Source organism: Halorubrum sp. CGM4_25_10-8A (genome assembly GCF_005435025.1).
GTDB classification, from domain to species: domain Archaea; phylum Halobacteriota; class Halobacteria; order Halobacteriales; family Haloferacaceae; genus Halorubrum; species Halorubrum ezzemoulense.
In genome coordinates, this window is record NZ_SGTX01000001.1 from 1 (window position 1) to 16,687 (window position 16,687).

General features: G+C 71.5%; 21 protein-coding genes. 12 read left to right on the forward strand and 9 right to left on the reverse strand.

Translation table 11 applies throughout. The features are described from left to right. Nucleotides 1–15: 15 nt before the first annotated feature. Entirely contained in the window at nt 16–606 is a 591-nt protein-coding gene (locus EXE52_RS00005; protein ID WP_089307712.1) for a TIGR04206 family protein, read from the reverse strand. Between the two features lie 133 nt (nt 607–739). On the opposite strand from EXE52_RS00005, the gene EXE52_RS00010 reads away from it, so the two are divergent. Both EXE52_RS00010 and EXE52_RS00015 read left to right on the forward strand, forming a co-directional pair. After that, entirely contained in the window at nt 740–1,507 is a 768-nt protein-coding gene (locus EXE52_RS00010; RefSeq protein WP_049929691.1) for a hypothetical protein, read from the forward strand. A 31-nt stretch (nt 1,508–1,538) separates the two neighbouring features. Next, the gene (locus EXE52_RS00015; protein ID WP_241988180.1) at nt 1,539–1,835 is read left to right on the forward strand and encodes a hypothetical protein; all 297 of its coding nucleotides are present in this window, start codon (nt 1,539–1,541) and stop codon (nt 1,833–1,835) included. Nucleotides 1,836–1,862: 27 nt separating this feature from the next. On the opposite strand, the gene EXE52_RS00020 is transcribed toward EXE52_RS00015, so the two are convergent. Both EXE52_RS00020 and EXE52_RS00025 read right to left on the reverse strand, forming a co-directional pair. After that, nucleotides 1,863–2,126, reverse strand: coding sequence for a hypothetical protein (locus EXE52_RS00020; protein ID WP_089307713.1), 264 nt, complete (start codon nt 2,124–2,126; stop codon nt 1,863–1,865). Between the two features lie 160 nt (nt 2,127–2,286). Then, a complete protein-coding gene (locus tag EXE52_RS00025) occupies nt 2,287–3,630 on the reverse strand; it encodes an alkaline phosphatase family protein (protein WP_049929693.1) in 1,344 nt (447 codons plus the stop codon). Here EXE52_RS00025 and EXE52_RS18175 point away from each other — a divergent pair. Both EXE52_RS18175 and EXE52_RS00030 read left to right on the forward strand, forming a co-directional pair. Beyond that, complete coding sequence (locus tag EXE52_RS18175; protein ID WP_158293619.1) at nt 3,629–3,769, forward strand: hypothetical protein; 141 nt, start codon at nt 3,629–3,631, stop codon at nt 3,767–3,769. The genes EXE52_RS00025 and EXE52_RS18175 overlap by 2 nt on opposite strands. Continuing rightward, complete coding sequence (locus tag EXE52_RS00030) at nt 3,766–4,737, forward strand: phosphoadenosine phosphosulfate reductase family protein (RefSeq protein ID WP_049930091.1); 972 nt, start codon at nt 3,766–3,768, stop codon at nt 4,735–4,737. The genes EXE52_RS18175 and EXE52_RS00030 overlap by 4 nt, the downstream gene beginning before the upstream one ends. Before the next feature lie 36 nt (nt 4,738–4,773). On the opposite strand, the gene EXE52_RS00035 is transcribed toward EXE52_RS00030, so the two are convergent. Then, a complete protein-coding gene (locus EXE52_RS00035; protein WP_089307714.1) occupies nt 4,774–6,027 on the reverse strand; it encodes a trans-acting enoyl reductase family protein in 1,254 nt (417 codons plus the stop codon). A gap of 132 nt (nt 6,028–6,159) precedes the next feature. On the opposite strand from EXE52_RS00035, the gene EXE52_RS00040 reads away from it, so the two are divergent. The 3 genes from EXE52_RS00040 (at nt 6,160) to EXE52_RS00050 (ending at nt 7,822) form a co-directional block, all read left to right on the forward strand. Beyond that, entirely contained in the window at nt 6,160–6,423 is a 264-nt protein-coding gene (locus tag EXE52_RS00040; RefSeq protein ID WP_049929695.1) for a hypothetical protein, read from the forward strand. Beyond that, nucleotides 6,416–6,625 (forward strand): hypothetical protein, encoded by a 210-nt coding sequence (locus EXE52_RS00045; protein WP_049911035.1) that lies wholly within the window; start codon nt 6,416–6,418, stop codon nt 6,623–6,625. Before EXE52_RS00040 ends, EXE52_RS00045 begins: the two co-directional genes overlap by 8 nt. 192 nt (nt 6,626–6,817) lie before the next feature. Further along, on the forward strand, nt 6,818–7,822 hold the full coding sequence (locus tag EXE52_RS00050) for an arsenic resistance protein (protein ID WP_089307715.1): 1,005 nt from the start codon (nt 6,818–6,820) through the stop codon (nt 7,820–7,822). Nucleotides 7,823–7,882: 60 nt separating this feature from the next. Here the strand turns inward: EXE52_RS00050 and EXE52_RS00055 are convergent, their stop codons facing one another. The 4 genes from EXE52_RS00055 to EXE52_RS00070 form a co-directional block, all read right to left on the reverse strand. Beyond that, complete coding sequence (locus EXE52_RS00055) at nt 7,883–8,794, reverse strand: NAD-dependent epimerase/dehydratase family protein (protein WP_086220510.1); 912 nt, start codon at nt 8,792–8,794, stop codon at nt 7,883–7,885. An 89-nt stretch (nt 8,795–8,883) separates the two neighbouring features. Beyond that, entirely contained in the window at nt 8,884–9,780 is an 897-nt protein-coding gene (locus tag EXE52_RS00060; RefSeq protein WP_089307716.1) for a DUF4097 family beta strand repeat-containing protein, read from the reverse strand. After that, a complete protein-coding gene (locus EXE52_RS00065) occupies nt 9,773–10,456 on the reverse strand; it encodes a sensor domain-containing protein (protein ID WP_233125175.1) in 684 nt (227 codons plus the stop codon). Before EXE52_RS00065 ends, EXE52_RS00060 begins: the two co-directional genes overlap by 8 nt. Before the next feature lie 112 nt (nt 10,457–10,568). Next, nucleotides 10,569–11,327, reverse strand: a complete 759-nt coding sequence (locus EXE52_RS00070; protein ID WP_049929699.1) for a sensor domain-containing protein — start codon at nt 11,325–11,327, stop codon at nt 10,569–10,571. A 161-nt stretch (nt 11,328–11,488) separates the two neighbouring features. On the opposite strand from EXE52_RS00070, the gene EXE52_RS00075 reads away from it, so the two are divergent. From EXE52_RS00075 to EXE52_RS00085, 3 genes are read left to right on the forward strand one after another with little or no spacing between them, the layout of a single operon-like run. Next, nucleotides 11,489–11,845 (forward strand): winged helix-turn-helix domain-containing protein, encoded by a 357-nt coding sequence (locus EXE52_RS00075; RefSeq protein WP_049929700.1) that lies wholly within the window; start codon nt 11,489–11,491, stop codon nt 11,843–11,845. After that, the gene (locus EXE52_RS00080) at nt 11,842–12,225 is read left to right on the forward strand and encodes a hypothetical protein (RefSeq protein WP_241988181.1); all 384 of its coding nucleotides are present in this window, start codon (nt 11,842–11,844) and stop codon (nt 12,223–12,225) included. Before EXE52_RS00075 ends, EXE52_RS00080 begins: the two co-directional genes overlap by 4 nt. Then, nucleotides 12,222–12,494: a hypothetical protein gene (locus EXE52_RS00085; RefSeq protein WP_049929701.1), complete on the forward strand. Its 273-nt coding sequence runs from the start codon at nt 12,222–12,224 to the stop codon at nt 12,492–12,494. Before EXE52_RS00080 ends, EXE52_RS00085 begins: the two co-directional genes overlap by 4 nt. Before the next feature lie 58 nt (nt 12,495–12,552). Here the strand turns inward: EXE52_RS00085 and EXE52_RS00090 are convergent, their stop codons facing one another. Continuing rightward, on the reverse strand, nt 12,553–13,917 hold the full coding sequence (locus EXE52_RS00090) for a hypothetical protein (RefSeq protein ID WP_089307717.1): 1,365 nt from the start codon (nt 13,915–13,917) through the stop codon (nt 12,553–12,555). Between the two features lie 98 nt (nt 13,918–14,015). On the opposite strand from EXE52_RS00090, the gene glmM reads away from it, so the two are divergent. Both glmM and glmU read left to right on the forward strand, forming a co-directional pair. After that, the gene (gene glmM / locus EXE52_RS00095) at nt 14,016–15,356 is read left to right on the forward strand and encodes a phosphoglucosamine mutase (RefSeq protein ID WP_089307718.1); all 1,341 of its coding nucleotides are present in this window, start codon (nt 14,016–14,018) and stop codon (nt 15,354–15,356) included. 53 nt (nt 15,357–15,409) lie between these two features. After that, entirely contained in the window at nt 15,410–16,618 is a 1,209-nt protein-coding gene (gene glmU, locus EXE52_RS00100; protein WP_049929704.1) for a bifunctional sugar-1-phosphate nucleotidylyltransferase/acetyltransferase, read from the forward strand. Nucleotides 16,619–16,687 lie beyond the last annotated feature (69 nt).

A 16,687-nucleotide genomic window follows, 5' to 3' on the forward strand; every position in this document is an offset into this window, starting at 1 on the left:
GGTTCCGGCGGCCGCTCAGCGAGTGGCTATCCCGGCGAGGTCGCGCCCGTAGGCCCCGAGGGCGACGAGGAGCGCCGCGACCGCGCCCGCGGGGATGACCGAGAGCCAGCCGGCGGTCGACCCGACGCCGAAGCGCACGCCCAGCCCCGCGGCGACCCACAGCGTCGCGGCCGCGGCGAACACGAGCAGGCCGCCGGTGACCCGCCGGTCCTCGCGACCGAGCGCGACTCCGCCCGTGGCGCTCCCGAGCGCGAGCAGGTGGAACCCGACGGCGAGCGGCCACGCGCGGATCGACGGAGGGAGCGTCGCGAACGGCCGCGGCTGGTCGAGGAAGTACGACCACACCGGGTACCCGCCGATCCCGCCGTCGGCGCCGAGCGTCACGAATCCCCAGAGGCTCACCAGCGTCGCGGTCCCGTCGCCGCCGGGCACGACCGCCATCGGGACCGCGAGCAACGCGGCGGCGAGGAGCCATTCGACGCGCCCGCTGGTCGACGGGCCGTCCGACTTCGACGCGGGTCGGGGCCTCGATTCCGCCTCCGGCCGTGCGGTCGATTCGGCCGGCGACTGCGACCCCGACCCCGAAGCGCCGTCCGGTCTCTCCATGCGAGCGGTTCGACGCCCGGAAGTAAGTATGGTCGGGGCGTCGGGGCGGCGGTGCGTCGGGTCGGCGGTGCGTCGGCGCCGCCGCGCGAGCGGTCCCCGTCAAGCGTAACTCATCGCCGCCCGTAAGCAGGGTGTGAACACTGACGACGGCGGCCACCACGACGCGGCGGTCGACGCGCTGGCGGCGCGAGCGTACGAGCGGGCGGGCGACCGCTACACCCGCGGGGGGCGACGCGTGCTGGCCGACCCGCGGCCGGAGGTCGACCCCTTCGAGCCCGACGAGAAGGGGTGGATCGGACAGGGGCTCCAACAGCTGCTCGCCGCGGCGGTCGCGTACCGCGTCGCGGGCGCCGACGGTCGCGCGACCCAGCGCGCGGTCGAGGGGATCGCCGCGAGCCGCGACTTCGGACGCGTCCTCGACGAGCCGGGGCAGGGGGCCTGCCTGAGCGAGTTCGTCGCAGACTTCCGGGTCGCCGGCGGGCTGGGCGGCGCCGACGACGCGTACGACGACGCGGCGGCGCGCTACGAGGCGGCGGGCGACGGCGTCGACGCGCCGCAGGCGCTCGCGACGACGCCGCTCTTTGAGGCCGCGGCCGCGACGATCAAGCAGGTCGCGCGGGGACAGGCGGACGGCGAGATCGCGATCAAGTGGGAGGACCTCCACGGCGCCGACCCCGACCGCCCGGGCGATTTCCTCGCGCACCGCGCCCGATTCAAGAAGCAGCGGTTCCGCGGCCTGATCGAGCGCGCGGTTGATGACGGCCACCTCGCCGCGCCCCGAGGGACGACCGAGTACAACAACGACGGGAACCGCTGTCCGAACTGCGGGTCGACCCACGTGAACTGGGCCGGCACCGGGATCCTCTGTCTGCGGTGTTCGACGCCGACCGAGAGCATTTAACGGTCGGAGTCGAACCGGCCGATCGACACCGATGTCGCCCTCCATTCCCTCGTTCGGGAGCGACGAGCGGTCGGACCTCCCGTCCGACCACCTCGCGGTCGACGCGACGGGAGCGTACGTCGCGGAGAACTCGGGCGGATTCAACGATCCCACCCGGGGGCGCATGGTCGCGCTCGGTTCCGGCGGGTCCATGCGGTGGGAGGCGCCGTTTCCCGACGAGATCGAACCGCGGGCCCTGTTCGCCATCGGCGGCCGACTGGTCGCCGTCGAGCGCGAGACCGCGTACGCGTTCCGCGCGACCCCGGGCGAGCGCTGGTCGCCGCTGTGAGGGCTGTGAGTCCGGGGCGTCGTCCGGCTACGCGGTGAGCGCGTCGAGCACATCCGAGACGGAGAACGTCGTGTTGGGCTGCCGTAGTCGGTCGATCGGAATCCACCGCGAGACGTGTTCGGTCCCTCGCTCCGGTTCAACGAGCGCGAACGAATCGCCGCAATACGGCCATTCCTCAGCGATTCGACCCTCGTAGACGCGCCACACCTCGTGGGCAGGCTCCCCGCCGCGCTCGAAGACGCGCTCGAAGGTACCGACCGCCGTCGGGTCGAGCGGCTCCACGCCGAGCATCTCGTCGAACTCGCGGACGACCCCCTCGCGGCTGTGTTCGTCGAACGGCGCCGAGCGCGACGAAGCGAACGCCGTCGGTCATCACACGCGATACGCCGTCCGCCCGGAGGGTGACCGTGTCGGATACGCCCGCCGCGGGACGGCGGCGTCGGCGAGGTCGCTACGACAGCAGGCTCTCGCCGTCGAACTCGGCGTCGGCGTCGACGTCGAGCAGGTCGAGCACCGTCGGCGTCACGTCGAAGAGGTTCGCGTCGGCCAGGTCGAGGTCTGGATCGGTCGCGTACAGCAGCGAGTTCTCGAACTTGTGCATCCCGTTGCGCGGTCCCTCGGTGAACACCGCCTCCTTGCCGGAGAAGCCCGACTTGAGGTCGAACCCGTCCGCGGGGATGACGACCAGGTCGGGGGCGATGTCGTCGTGGGCGCCGTCGAAGGCGTCCTCGCCTTTCACGATCCGCTTACACACCTGTCGGCCGTCGGGGCCGGTGAGCGATTCGAGGTCGTCGATGAGCTCCTCGCGCGTCGCCTCGTACTCGTCCTCGGGCACGACGCCGTTCGGCTCGCGGCCCTCCACGTTGAGGTAGAAGCGCCCGGGAATGAGCGAGTACGCGCGCGCCTCGTCGTCGATGTCGGTCAGCGAATCGTGGTCGTCGTCCTCGTATGAGAGCCACCCCTCGTCGGCGAGGAACTGGTTACAGTTCACCTCCCACTCCAGCCGGGTGAAGCCGTGGTCGGAGGCGACGACCAGGGTGGTGTCGTCGTCGAGCGAGTCGCGGATCGCACCGATGTACTCGTCGAGCGTGCGGTAGAACTCGAGGAACTCCTCGGCGTACTCGCCGTCCGTCGCGTAGTCGCCGAAGAGGAAGTGGTTCACGCGGTCGGTGCTCATGAACACGCCGAAAAAGAGGTCCCAGTCGTCCTCGGCGAGGTAGTGGTCGAACGCCTCGTACCGGGCGTCGAGGGTCGCGTGCGCGTCTTCGATGAACTCCGTCTTGTCGTCGTCGTGGCCGAGCTTGGCGTTGACGTCGATCTTGTAGTCGAAGCCGTCGAGCGTCTCGCGGAGCGACTCGTCGCTCGTAGCCGACTCGAGGTCGGGCGAGAGGAAGCCGGAGGCCATCCGCTGGATCCGCGTCGAGGGCGGGAAGGTGACCGGGACGTTGAGGACGGTCGCGTCGCGCCCGGCGTCGGTGACGCGGTCCCACAGCCGGGTCGCCTGTACGTGGCGCCCGAGCGGGACGTACGTCTCGTAGGAGTCGACCTCGCGGTCCTGGAAGCCGTACACGCCCGTTTCGCCGGGGTTCACGCCGGTCGTGAGGCTCGGCCAGCAGGCGCTCGACTCCGGCGGCACGATGCTCTCCAACCGCCCGCCGGAGCCGGTCTCGGCGATGTCGGTCAGGTTCTCGAAGACTTCCGGGTGGTCCTCGACGAGGTCGAGCGGTACGCCGTCGATGCCGAGGAAGACGACGCGGTCGTCGTCCTCGCCGCGGAGCCGGTCGAACAGACCCATGACCGACGATTCCGGGGCGGTCGGCATATCCCTTGTGTTCCGCGAGGGCGCGGCGACGGCGGCCCGGCAACGGACCGGCGGCCCCCGGCCGCGATTCAGAAGGCCTATTTCCTTTCGCGGCGACATCTCGGGCGTATGAGCGACGACTTCCCGGCGAGCGTCGACGTCGATTACGCCGACGGCGAGGGGGAGACCCCCGACGACTACCCGTCGATCCAGCACAAAATCGAGAAGGCGGTCGAGGTCACGCGCCGCGGGCTCGAACAGTACGACAACCCCGCCGTGATGTGGACGGGCGGGAAAGACTCCACGCTGACGCTGTACTTCATCAATCAGGTGGCCGAGGAGTACGGCTACGAGAAGCCCACCGCCGTGTTCATCGACCACTTCCAGCACTTCGACTCGATCACCGACTTCGTCGAGCACTGGGCGGACGAGTGGGAGATCGACCTCGTGTACGCCCGCAACGACGACGTGGGCGCGTACGTCGAGGAACACGGCCTCGAACCCGGCGACGACATCCCCGTCGACGCGCTCTCGGAGCACAACCAGCACCACATCCGGGAGATCCTCGAGTTCGAGGAGGACACGTTCCCGTTCCTGCTCGACACCTACGTCGGCAACCACCTGCTGAAGACGGTCGCGCTCAACGACGCCCTCGAGGAGTACGACATCGACGGCGTCATCTCCGGCGTCCGCTGGGACGAGCAGGAGGCCCGCGCCGACGAGACGTTCTTCTCGCCGCGCCACGACCCCGACCTGTTCCCGCCGCACGACCGCATCCAGCCTATCCTCCAGTTCGCCGAGGCCGACGTGTGGGACGCCTTCTGGAACTTCGTCGTCCCCGACACCGTCGAGGCGTTCCCCGACGAGGGGTACATCCCGCAGGCCGACGACGATCTGCCGGAGGGTGTCACGCAGGAGGACATCCCGATCTCGCCGAAGTACTTCGCCGGGTTCCGCTCGCTCGGCAGCGAGGTTTCGACCGAGAAGACGACCGAGGAGCCCGCCTGGCTCCAGAACCTCGAAGGCACGACCGAGCGCGCCGGCCGCGCCCAGGACAAGGAGGACCTGATGGAGCGCCTGCGCGACCTCGGCTACATGTAATCGACGGGCGGGAGCGGTCCGCCCGATACGCTTCTTTTACGACTCGCCGACCGCTGCGGTGAACCCCACGTCGCGGAGTCGCTCCGCGAGCGGGATCCCGATCCCCGACGCCGGCGTCAACACGCCACCGTCGAACGGGGAGTCGACGTCGTCGCGCGCCAGACAGACGGCCGACTCGCCGAGCATCCGCGCCGTCGCGCCGTAGCCGGGGTCTCGGTCGGCCCCGAACTCGGCCTCGACGGTGAACGGCCCGTCAGCGCCCGTCCCGCGGCCCAACACCCGGATCAGGAAGCTCCCCGCTTCCGCCTCCTCCCGCGTCGGCCCCTCGCCGGGGTCGGGGAAGACGTAGCGCCGCAGCGCGTCGCGCACCGGCCCGACCGACATGGCCGCGGAGAACAGCCCGAGTCCGCCGGCGGCGGCGGTCGCGGTCGCCGCGCCGACCGGTCCCGACCCGGTCGGCACGACCTCTCCGCACTTGAACTCGCGGCCCCACGGGTAGCCGAGCAGGGCGTTGCTCCGCCGGACCACGCGCTCGTTCACCGGCGCCATCGGCGACGGGGCGGTCCACTCGCCCCGGAGCGGATCGCGCCGCGGCCAGCGCTGCTCGCCGGGGTCGACGCCGCTCCGCTCGCCGCGGGGGGCCAGCGAGTACGGGTTCCGGAGCGCCTCGCGGGCGAGCGGGTCGGTCGCGGCCGCCTCGAACAGCTCGCCGAAGCTCGCAAGCGTGCCGCCGCTGACGCTCCCGCTCCCGCCGTCGAGGTAGATCCGGACTGACTCGCAGGGCGCGCCGTGGGCCTCCGCCGCGAACGACTGGACGAGCAGCGTCCCGATGTCCGCCGGCACGGAGTCGAACCCGCAGCTGTGGACGATCCGCGCCTCGTTCTCGACGGCGGCCTCGTGGAACCGGTCGACCGTCTCGCGCACCCAGTTCACCTCGCCCGTGAGGTCGCAGTAGTCCGTCCCGGTCTCGACGCAGGCCTCGACCAGCGGCGTTCCGTACGCCGTGTACGGGCCGACCGTCGTACAGACGACCTCGGTGTCGCGGGCGATGGCGCGCAGGCTCTCCGGGTCGGTCGCGTCGCCGACGACGACGGGCACGTCGTCCCACGCGTCGCTCCGCCGCGTGAGGTCGTCGACGAGCGCGTCGAGCCGCTCTCGACTCCGCCCGCCGACGGCGAGCGAGAGGGCTTCGGGGTCGTATCGCTCGGTCAGGTACTCGGCCGCGAAGCGCCCGGCGACGCCGGTCGCGCCCCACACCACCACGTCGTGTTTCCGATCCGCGTTCGACATCCATGAGCGCGTACGGGCCGGCCGCCTAAACCAACGGGGGTACGCGTCGCCGGAACCGGGACGCCGCCGAACCCGACGCGGCAGGACGCTGTGACGCGCTACCTCTTTACACTGGCAGCCGCAACGGATCGCATGGCCGTTGGCACTCGGTTATCACTACAGCTCGCCGACTTCGGCACCCGATCGCTCGTCACCCACGCGCTCATGGCGGTGGGGTTCGTCGGCGCGGTCGTCACGGGGTTGTTCGTCGACGGACAGCTCGGCGTCGTCTCGATGGCGGCGTTCATCAACTTCACCGCCGGCTTGTGGATCTGCCAGTCGATCCACTCGCTCGGCAACGCCGCCACCGAGGACGAGTATCAGGGCGTGCTCAAGGAGATATTAAATCGTGTCTAGCGAGCCCGGCATCGACACGGGCCGTTTCGGGCGAACGCTCGTGCTCATCGGCTTCGTCACGACCGTCTTCCTGTTTCTTATCGCCGAGCGCCTCTCCGGCGACACGTTCCGGATCGGCGCTATCGCGATCGGGACGGTGGCGCTGATCACCGCGATCACCGGATTCCTGATCGCCGCTGGCAGCGCGGTCGAGGGGCACTAGCCCGGCCGCGACCCGCGACGCGCCCGTCTCGACAGGAGCAGCCCCCGCGCGCTCGCGTCGCCGCACGCGTCGGCCCGCATCGCCGTGCGCGTCGGCCCGCATCGCCGTGCGCGTCGGGCCGCGCCGGAAATTGTCGGGTCACCCGCGTTCTGCCCGAAATATTATTGTGTAGTAACCACAATAATATACACGATGATACGGCGGTTCCTCACAGGGATCAAGTCGAACCTGATCTACGTCGTGGCCGGGTCGCTGGCGGCGGGGCTGATCGTCGGGCAGTTCACCGGGGCGTCGTTCAAGCGACTCCTCCAGTCCGCGGTGGTCCCCGTGCTGTTCCTGATGATCTACCCGATGATGATCAACATCGACCTCAGGGAGGTGGTGAACGTCCGCAGCCACGCGCGGGTCGTCGCGCTCAGTCTCCTCGTCAACTTCGGTGTCGCCCCGCTACTCGCGGTCGGGCTCGCGCGGCTGTTCTTCGACGGGAGCGTCGGCTACGCGTTCGGGCTCTACTTCATCGCGCTCATCCCGACCTCCGGAATGACCGCCGCTTGGACCGGGCTCGCCAACGGCGACTTGGAGTCCGCGCTCGTGGCGATGGCGGTGAACCTGCTGGTCGCCGTCGCGGTCCTGCCGACGTACCTCGCCGCGCTGATCCCGGCGAGCGTCGGCTTCGACGCCGCCGCGCTGTACGGGCAGCTCGCCCGCGTGGTCGTCCTCCCGATGATCGCCGGCACGCTCACGCGGCGGGTGCTGCTCGGTCGGCTGGGCGCGGACGGGTTCAGCCGACTGAAGCCGACGCTCGGCGGGCTCAGCTCCTTCGGCGTCATGCTGATCGTGTTCATCGCCATGGCGATGCGATCCGAGAGCATTCTCGCCGACCCCGTCGCATCGGGGGCCACGATCGTCCCCATCGTGGCGTTCTACGCGCTCCTGCTCGCCGTCGGGTCGGGGCTCGGACGCGCGCTCCGGGACGCCGCCAGCGGCGTCGCGCTCGTGTACGCCACGAGCATGCGCAACCTCTCGATCGCGGTGGCGGTCGTCGTCGCCGCGCCGGCGGTCCCCGAGACCGCCGTGCTGCCGATCACGTTGGCGTACGTCGTCCAACCGCCGCTGGGCGCGGTGTATATGCACTACCGCCGCGACGTCGCCGACGGCGACGCGTCGCTCTCCGACGCGGTCGCCTCGATCATCTGAGCCGTCGAGCGGCCGGTCGTCGCCGGAGGCCGCGGCCCTCCCTACCGGGCCGTCGTCGCGCTACTGATACGGTTCGCAGACCCTCTCGACGCCCTCCTCGAAGCCGATCTCGGGCTCCCAGCCGGTGGCCTCGTGGAACGTCGAGTAGTCGGCCATCGTGTCGTGGACGTAGCCGTCGAACGGGCACTCGATGTACTCGGGGTCGACGTCCGTCCCGAGCGCGTCGTTGATCATCGCGACCATCTCGTTGAACGTGTACGCCTCCTGGGTGCCGACGTTGTACACGCCCGTCAGCTCGTGGTCGGCGGCGAGCTCGCAGGCGCGGGCCACGTCTGAGACGTGCGTGAAGTCGCGGGTCTGGCTCCCGTCGCCGAACAGCTCGGGCGCCTCGCCGGAGGCGATCGCGTCCGCGAACTGCGCGACCGTGTTCGCGTACTCGCCCTTGTGCTCCTCGTTGCCGCCGAAGCCCTGGTACACCGAGAAGAAGCGCAGGCCGGCCACGTTCATGTCGTGGTGGTTGGCGAAGTACTCGGCGTAGCGTTCGCGGGCGAGCTTCGAGGCCTCGTAGGCGGTGTGCGCCTCCACGTCCATGTCGACGGGCGAGGGCTCGGTTCGGCTCCCATAGATCGAGGAGGTGGAGGCGTAGACGACCGTCTCACAGCCCGCTTCGCGGGCACGCTCGACAGCGTTGACGAACCCCTCGACGTTGACGCGGCAGCCGCGCTGGGGGTCGTTCTCGTGCATGTTCCGCGAGGAGAGCGCGGCGAGGTGGAAGACGACGTCGACGTCGACGGGGTAGTCGTCGTCGACCACGGAGGCCTCGACGAACTCGACGGCGTCGTCGAGGTTCTCGGCGGCGCCGAGGTAGAGGTCGTCGACGGCAATCACGTCGTTATCGACCGCGAGGCGGTTCGCGAGGTTCGAGCCGATGAACCCGGCGCCGCCCGTGACGAGGACGCGTTTGCCTTGCATGATCGAGTGTCCTCGGAGGCGACAATTCAGCGCTTCGGTTTCGCGCGGGAGCGCAGGTCGCCGCTGTCGACAACGGCGACGCCGACGGCTCACGCCCGGATCGTGATGTCGCCGTCGCGGGTCCGGGCTGTCACCGCGGCGTCGCCGCCGTTGACGGCCGCTCGGAGCCGAGACTCCGTCCGCTCGCGGACGCTGACCGCGCCGCCGCCGTCCGTGACGACGAACTCCCCGTCGTCGGTTCTCGCGGTCAGGGTCGCGCTCAGATCGTCGCCGAGCCGGAGCAGGAGGTCGCCGTCGGTCGACGCGACGACCGCGTCAGACGCCGCGGCGGGCACGTCCGCGACGACGTCGCCGTCCCGCGTCCGCAGGGCGTCGACGCGGGCGGGATCCCGCGCGCGTATCTCGCCGTCCACGGTCGTCGCCGAGAGCGTTCCGTCGGTCCCGTCGACGAGAACGTCGCCGTCGCGGGACTCGGCGCGCACGTCGCCGCGGGCGTCGGTGACCGACACGTCGCCGTCCGTCGTCGCCAGCGTCGCGCCGTCGGGGACCGACTCCGCCCGCACGTCGCCGTCGGCGGTGCGGACCTCGTCGACCGCGACGCTCGGCGGCGCGCGGATCTCGAGGTCGACGCGGCCGCCGCCGAACCCGACGACCCGCGGCTCGTCCGTCGTCACTTCGAGGCGGTCGCCGACGGTCCGCACGGTCGCGCCGAGTTCGTCGAACGAGACGCGGCCGAGGGCGCGCTTCCGGGCGACGACCGCGATGTCGTCGCGGGACTCCGCGCGGAAGTCGATATCGCCGGTGGCCTCCGTCACGGCGAGCGTCGAGACCGTCGAGGGGTCGACGCTGCGCCGCTCCGTCTCCGTCCGGCGGTCGACGTCGACGACGCCGCTACAGCCGGCGAGGGTCGTTCCCAGTCCAACACCGACCGCGCCGAGCAGTCGCCGCCGCGTCGACGACCCGTCGGCTGCCGAACGGTCACGCATCGGCCGCCTCCGCGGACCGCGCCGCGCCGCCGAGCAGCGCGTCGGTGAGGAAGCCGCCGAACCGGGCGACGCCGTTGGTCACGTGGAGCGACACGAGGACGAGGAGGACGCCGAGGCCGCCCCCGGCGACCGCCTCGCCCAGCGTGTCGACCACGTACGGGCCGAACGTGTAGGTGACGCCGGGCGCGTCGTAGAGCGCCGGCGCGGCGAGCAGCGTCGCAGACACCGCGAACGCGGTGACGAGCGCGGTGAACGCGACGACGCCGTAAACGAACTTGAGCCCGACGAGCAGCAGCCCGGTCCACGCCGCCGGCGCGGTGAGGACCCGCTTCGTCGTGCCGATCGCCTCCTCGACCGACCCGAAGGCGAGTTCGATCCCTCCGTCGTCGCCGTCGACCTCGACGTCGAGGAGGTGGTCGGCGAGCCGGCGCTCGAACGAGCTGATACCGAGCGTCACGACCAGCGTCGCGAGGACGATCGGGACGCCGGCGAACGTGACGAGGAGCCCGAGTCCCGTCGAGAGGCCCGTCGTGACGACGGTGAAGTAGGCGATGCCCAGCGGGAACGCTAACAGGAGGTACGCTAGGTTGCGATACGTCTGCGCGTCGAACGGCACACCGACGAAGCGCGCGAGCGCCGCGACCGGTGAGCGTGGGGACCAGCGGTGATCGCTCATGCTGTACCTACCGCTTGCGACCGAGCTCACATATAAAGAATCGAACGCTGCTCAGCGGGCAACGCCACCAAAAATATAAGTACGATGTTTTTCGCAGCGGGCGAACGCCGGGTCAGTCGTCGCTCACCGGCGAGGTGCCAGCGCCGAGCGCGAACTCGGCCCACCGCGCGCAGAGCCAGCCGGCGGCGCTCACGACGTTCAGCCCGACGAGGGCCGCCAGCACGCCGAACAGAGACATGAGGAGCGCGCCCGGCAACGTCGACACCTCCCACGACGTGAGTCGGACGATGAACGAGACGCCGACCTCGAACTGCTCCCACGGGACGACGACCGACAGCTCCCGACGGATCGGCTCCGGGAGGATGAGCCCGACGGACGCGCCGGGCGCGTCGTAGTACAGCGGCGCCGCCAGCAGCGACGCGCCGACGCTGAGCACGACCGTGAGGAGCGTGAAGCCGGCGACGCCGATGATCAGCTTCGACAGGACGAACAGGAGGGCGCCCCACACGGCGAGGTCGGTCGCCGCGGCGAGGGCCCGGTCGGCGATGCCCGACGCCTCCGTCACCTTCCACGACGGGTCGGCGATGTCGGCGCCGAGGAGCCGACGAGCGAGCACGCGTTCGCCGATCGACACCAGCACCACGCCGCCCAGCGTCGCCGCGAGGATCGGTACGCCGACGAGGAGTACGGAGAGGCTGACACCGAGCGACAGCCCGACCACGGTACAGACGAAGTACGCGATCCCGAGGGGAAACGACAGCGCCAGGTACGCCGCAGCGGCGTAGGTCCGAATCCGGAACGGCGCTGAGAGCACCGCTTCGGCGACCCGTCTGTTCGCGGGGGGATCCGAGAGCGCGTCCGAGAGGGCCATCGGCTGAGTGAAGCGTCGGCCAGCAGCCGTAAGAAATCTCGGTCTCGTCAGCGATCCGACGGTTCTCGTGACGCGGACCGACGCTGCGCGCCGGACTGCGGCGCGACCGAACTCAGTCCTCGGCGGGAAGACTAAGTTTCCCGATTACGAGGTTCGACCGAATGGGCACGGAGGCGTCGGTCGATCCGCGGGAAGTGTACTCGCTGCTCGACGACGAGTACGCCCGGCAGATCCTCATCGAGACCTACGAGGAGACGCGGTCGGCGAGCGCGCTCAGCGAGGCCTGCGACGCCTCCGAGGCGACCGTCTACCGCCGGCTCGAACGCCTCCGCGAGCAGGACCTCGTCGAGACGGTACAGGAGGTCGACCCGGACCGCGGTCCCCAGCAGGTGTACGCCGCTCGGCTCAACCGCGTCTCCGTCGACCTGACCGCGAGCGGGTTCGAAGTGAGCGTCGACTACGTCGAGGAGACGGCCGCCGACCGACTGACGCGGCTCTACGAGGAGCTTTCGGGATGATCGGAACGTGGCCCGTGGCGACGGCGCTTGCGGCGGTCACGGAGCAGAGCCTCTCGGTAATCGGGCGACAGAGTCTCCCGATTCAGGTCGACGTGGTCGGCGGCGGCGGTGGGCTCGCCGCGATCACGATCGCCGCGTTCTTCCTGTCGGTGCTGCTCGCGGTGTTCGTCACCTACCGCTTCGCGCGTGGATACCTGCGAACGCGCCGCCGGCCGCTGCTGTTCCTGACGCTCGGGCTACTGCTGTTGGCGCCCCTCCCGATGTTCCTCCGGCTGGCGTCCGGCAACGTCGCGTGGGTGACCGCCACCGAGCGGACCGTGGTCGTGACCGCGAGCAAGCTCTGCGGGCTCCTGCTGATCCTCGGGGTGGTCTACCGGTGACGCTCTCCGTCGTCGCGACCGCGGGCGGGGTCGCCACCGCCTGCCTCGGGGCGTACGTGTCGTACCTCGCCTACGACGGCTGGCGCCGGAACGAGAGCCGGACGATGCTGCTTCTGGCCGTCGGCGTCGCCTGTATCGCGGTCCTCCCGTACGTCGTCGCGTACGGCCTGACGCCGCTGTTGGGGCTCTCCGACGCGGCAACCGTGTTCGGCGTCACCGTGGCGCACCTAATTGGACTCGGCGCGCTGGCGCGGTCGGTGACCGACTGACGCGGTCGGGCGTGCCGGCGGCCCGTCGCCCCCTCGACGGCCGGAGCGCCGCGGCCGATCAGTCGGGGTCGAGAATCGCGTCCCGTAGCGGCGGGAACGCCTCTAATTTGGCGCGCCCGACCAGCGCGTAGAGGTACGCCTCCAACCGTTCGCGCCACATCGGCCGGTCGCGGCCGCCGCCGAACCCGACCTCCGCGACCTGGAGGTCCTCGACCGCGCGGCCGATCTGCGTGACGAGCAGGGGTTCAGGGGCGGAGCCGACGACCGACTCGTAGGTCGCCTGCGCCCGGCGCTTCGCGGCGAGGGTGTGGCCCGAGTCGAACGCGGTGTCGTCCGGCTCGACGACGAGCCGGTCGACTGCCGTCCCGTGGGCACGACGGCGCGCTACCCCGATCGAGAGCGCGACGGTCCGCAACGCGAGCAGGTCCGTGTCGATCGGCGTCCGCCACGGAACGGGCGCGGTCGATCCGAGACACCACCGCGCCAGCCGCGAGTGCGCGAACTCCCACGGCCCGTACTCGTCGACCTCCCCGACGTACCGGTCCCGGACATCGTCCCGGGACGGGTACTCGCGGAGGTCGGCGCGGAAGCGCTCGGCGGCCGCGCGCAGCGCCTCCGCGTGCGGGCCCGTGTCGCTCCCGAGGCGGTCGAAGAGGGTGTCGCGGTACCGCTCCGCGGTCATGGCGTCGACCTCGCCTCGGAGCAGCGCGGCCGTCACCTCACCTGCGACTTCCGGGTCGACCGCGTCGGCGGAGGCGTCGCTTTCGCCCCCGGAATCGGCGTTTTGCCCTGAGTCGGAATCGTCCGGGAGCGCGCGGGCCGCCAGCGCGCTCGCCGACTGCACCTCGCCCTCGATGCGGACGTACCACCCGAGGTCGCGCGCGGGATCCGTCGTCGGGTAGGGCTTCAGGTCGTCCGCGACCGCCCGCGCGCGGTCCGTCAGTACGGCGGCGCGGTCGCGGAGCGTCGCCCGGTCGACCGCGTCCTGCTCGGCGCGGGCGTACCCCAGCGCCTCGCCCGCGAACTGGAGGCCGTACCGCGCTCGGAACAGGGCCGTGTCGTGGTCGGCCTCGTCGAGCGCCTCGCGGGCGTCCTCGAGCCAGCCGCCCGCATCCGTCGTGATCGGCGCGGCGTCGTCCCCGACGGAGTCCATCTCGGCCCACCGGCGCCGGCTCTCCGCGACCGTTTCCGCGAGCGTCTCGACGGCCTCGCGGGCGTGCGCCTCGGTCACCGGCGGCCGCCAGAGGGCGTCGACCTCCGGCGGGGTCGGGTAATGCGTCGTCGCCGCGTCCGTGATCGAGTCCGGCAGCGCGGTCGGTTCCGTCACGCCGACGACCGCGGTGCCGCCGGCGAGTACCGCGGCGCCGCCGCCGAGCGTCGCCAAAACCGTCCGTCTGCTAACCGAGGAGGGGTCGGGGACCATGCGCGAGGCTGCGGGGTTCGATCAGTAAAAGCCTTGGAGCGATTCCGTTCTGGCCGCCGTCCCGAACCGTCTTTGCGGTGGCCGGCGATCGCCTCGGTATGTTCGGCACCAGCGGCGTTCGCGGCCCGGTCGGCGACGAGGTCACGGCGGCCCTCGCGCTCGACGTGGGGCGCGCGCTCGCGACGGACGGCGCGGAGACGGTCGTGATCGGGCGCGACGCCCGGGACAGCGGCGCGATGCTCACGCGGGCGCTCGCCGCGGGACTCACCGAGTGCGGGAGCGACGTGATCGACGTCGGCGTCGAGGCGACCCCGACGGTTGCGCGGGCGGTCGCCCGGGAGGGCGCGGACGCCGGCGCCGTCGTCACGGCCTCGCACAACCCCGCGCCCGACAACGGTATCAAGCTCTGGACGGCGTCCGGGCGCGCCTTCGACGAGGACCGGAACGATCGGATCGCCGAGATCGTCGGGACGGAGGCGTTCGACCTCGCAAGCCACGACGGGATCGGCACGGTCGAGACGCGCGACGCGGTCGCGGGCGGCGACGCGCGACGACGCCACGAGCGCGCGCTGCGCGAGACCGTTCCGCTGCCGGACGACCTCTCTGTCGTCGTCGACCTCGGCAACGGCGTCGGGCGCGTCACCGCCGACGCGCTCCACGCCGCGGGCTGCGACGTCGAGACGCTCAACGGGCAGCGCGACGGTCGGTTCCCGGGGCGACCGAGCGAGCCGACCGCGGCGAACTGCGAGACCGCCTGCGAGGTGGTCGCCGCGACCGACGCCGACCTCGGGCTGGTCCACGACGGCGACGCCGATCGCCTGATGGCGGTCGACGAGCGCGGGCGGTTCGTCGCCGGCGACGCGCTACTCGCGCTGTTCGCCCGCCGCGAGGCCGGCGCGGGCGACCGCGTCGCGGTCCCGGTCGACACGAGCCTCCTCGTCGCGGACGCGCTGAGCGAAGTCGACGCCGCGGTCACGTACACGCCCGTCGGCGACGCGTACGTGGCCGCGGAGGCGGCGAAGCCCGGCGTCGCCTTCGGCGGCGAGCCGAGCGGCGCGTGGATCTGGCCGGACCGGACGCTGTGTCCCGACGGCCCGCTCGCGGCCTGTATCCTGACCGCGCTCGTCGGCGCGGAGGGATCGCTGGCGGCGCTCGTCGACGGCCTCCCCGAGTACCCGATCCGCCGCGACTCCGTGCGCACGGGCCGGAAGTCCGAGACCGTCGAGCGCGTCGGCGAGGCCGCGGCCGCCGAGTACGACGACGTGTCGACCCTCGACGGCGTCCGTGTCGAGACGGACGCGGGCTGGTTCCTCGTGCGCGCGAGCGGGACCGAGCCGCTGGTGCGGATCACGGCCGAAGCGCGCGACGAGGCCGACGCAGACGCGCTGTTCGAGACGGCGCGCGGGCTCATCGATCGAGCGGACGCGAGCCTCGACTGACGCCCCGGATCCGACCGCAGTCAATAAACCTCGGCCCGCCGTCGGCTCCGCACATGTACGGAGTCGTGCTCGCGGCCGGCCGCGGGACTCGGATGCGACCGCTGACGGACCGCCGCCCGAAACCGCTGCTGCCGGTCGGGGACCGCTCGCTGCTCGAACGGGTGTTCGACACGGCCCGCGACGTGGTCGACGAGTTCGTCGTCGTGACGGGGTACCGCGGCGACGCGATCCGCGATGCCGTTGGCGAGTCGTACCGCGGCCGCCCGGTCCACTACGTCGAGCAGGCCGAGGCGCTGGGGACGGCCCACGCCGTCGCGCAGGCCGAACCGGTCGTCGACGACGACTTCCTCGTGCTCAACGGCGACGTGGTCGTCGACGCGTCGCTCCCGGACGCGCTCGCCGAGGCCGGCGCCCCCGCTATCGCCGCCACCGAGGTCGAGGACCCACGGGCGTACGGCGTGCTCTCGGTCGGCGACGACGGAGCGCTCGCCGGGATCGTCGAGAAGCCCGACGACCCGCCGACGACCCTCGCGAACGTCGGCTGTTACGCGTTCGAACCGGAGGTGTTCGAGTACATCGAGGACACCCCGGAGAGCGAGCGCGGCGAGTACGAGATCACGACGACGATCGACCGATTGCTCGGTGACGGTCGGCGGATCGCGGTCGCGACCTACGACGGGACGTGGCTCGACGTGGGGCGCCCGTGGGAGCTGTTGGAAGCGAACGAGCTGGCGCTGGCGGCACTCGACGACGGAACGGCGATCGGCGGTACCGTCGAGGACGGCGTCGAGCTCCGCGGCCCGGTCGTCGTCGAAGACGGCGCGCGCGTCCGCTCGGGGGCGTACGTCGAGGGGCCGGCGCTGATCCGCGAGGGCGCGGACGTGGGGCCGAACGCCTACCTCCGCGGGGCCACCGTTGTTGGACCGGATGCCCACGTCGGCCACGCCGTCGAGGTGAAGAACTCGGTGCTAATGGCCGGCGCGTCGGTCGGGCACCTCTCGTACGTCGGCGACTCCGTGCTGGGCCGCGGCGTCAACTTCGGCGCGGGAACGAACGTCGCCAACCTCCGCCACGACGGCGAGAACGTGCGGCTGACGGTGAAAGGCGAGCGCGTCGACACCGGGCGCCGCAAGCTGGGCGCGATCGTCGGCGGCGGTGCGAAGACCGGCATCAACACCGCCCTGAACGCCGGCGTCAAACTGGGGGCCGGCGAGACCACCGGGCCGGGTGAGTCGCTGACGCGGGACCGGCTCTCCGAATAGGGGGCTCGGAGTCACGGCGCTCGTCGACGCGTGAACCGGGGTCGGCCGCTCGGGACGCCTGCGCGGCGA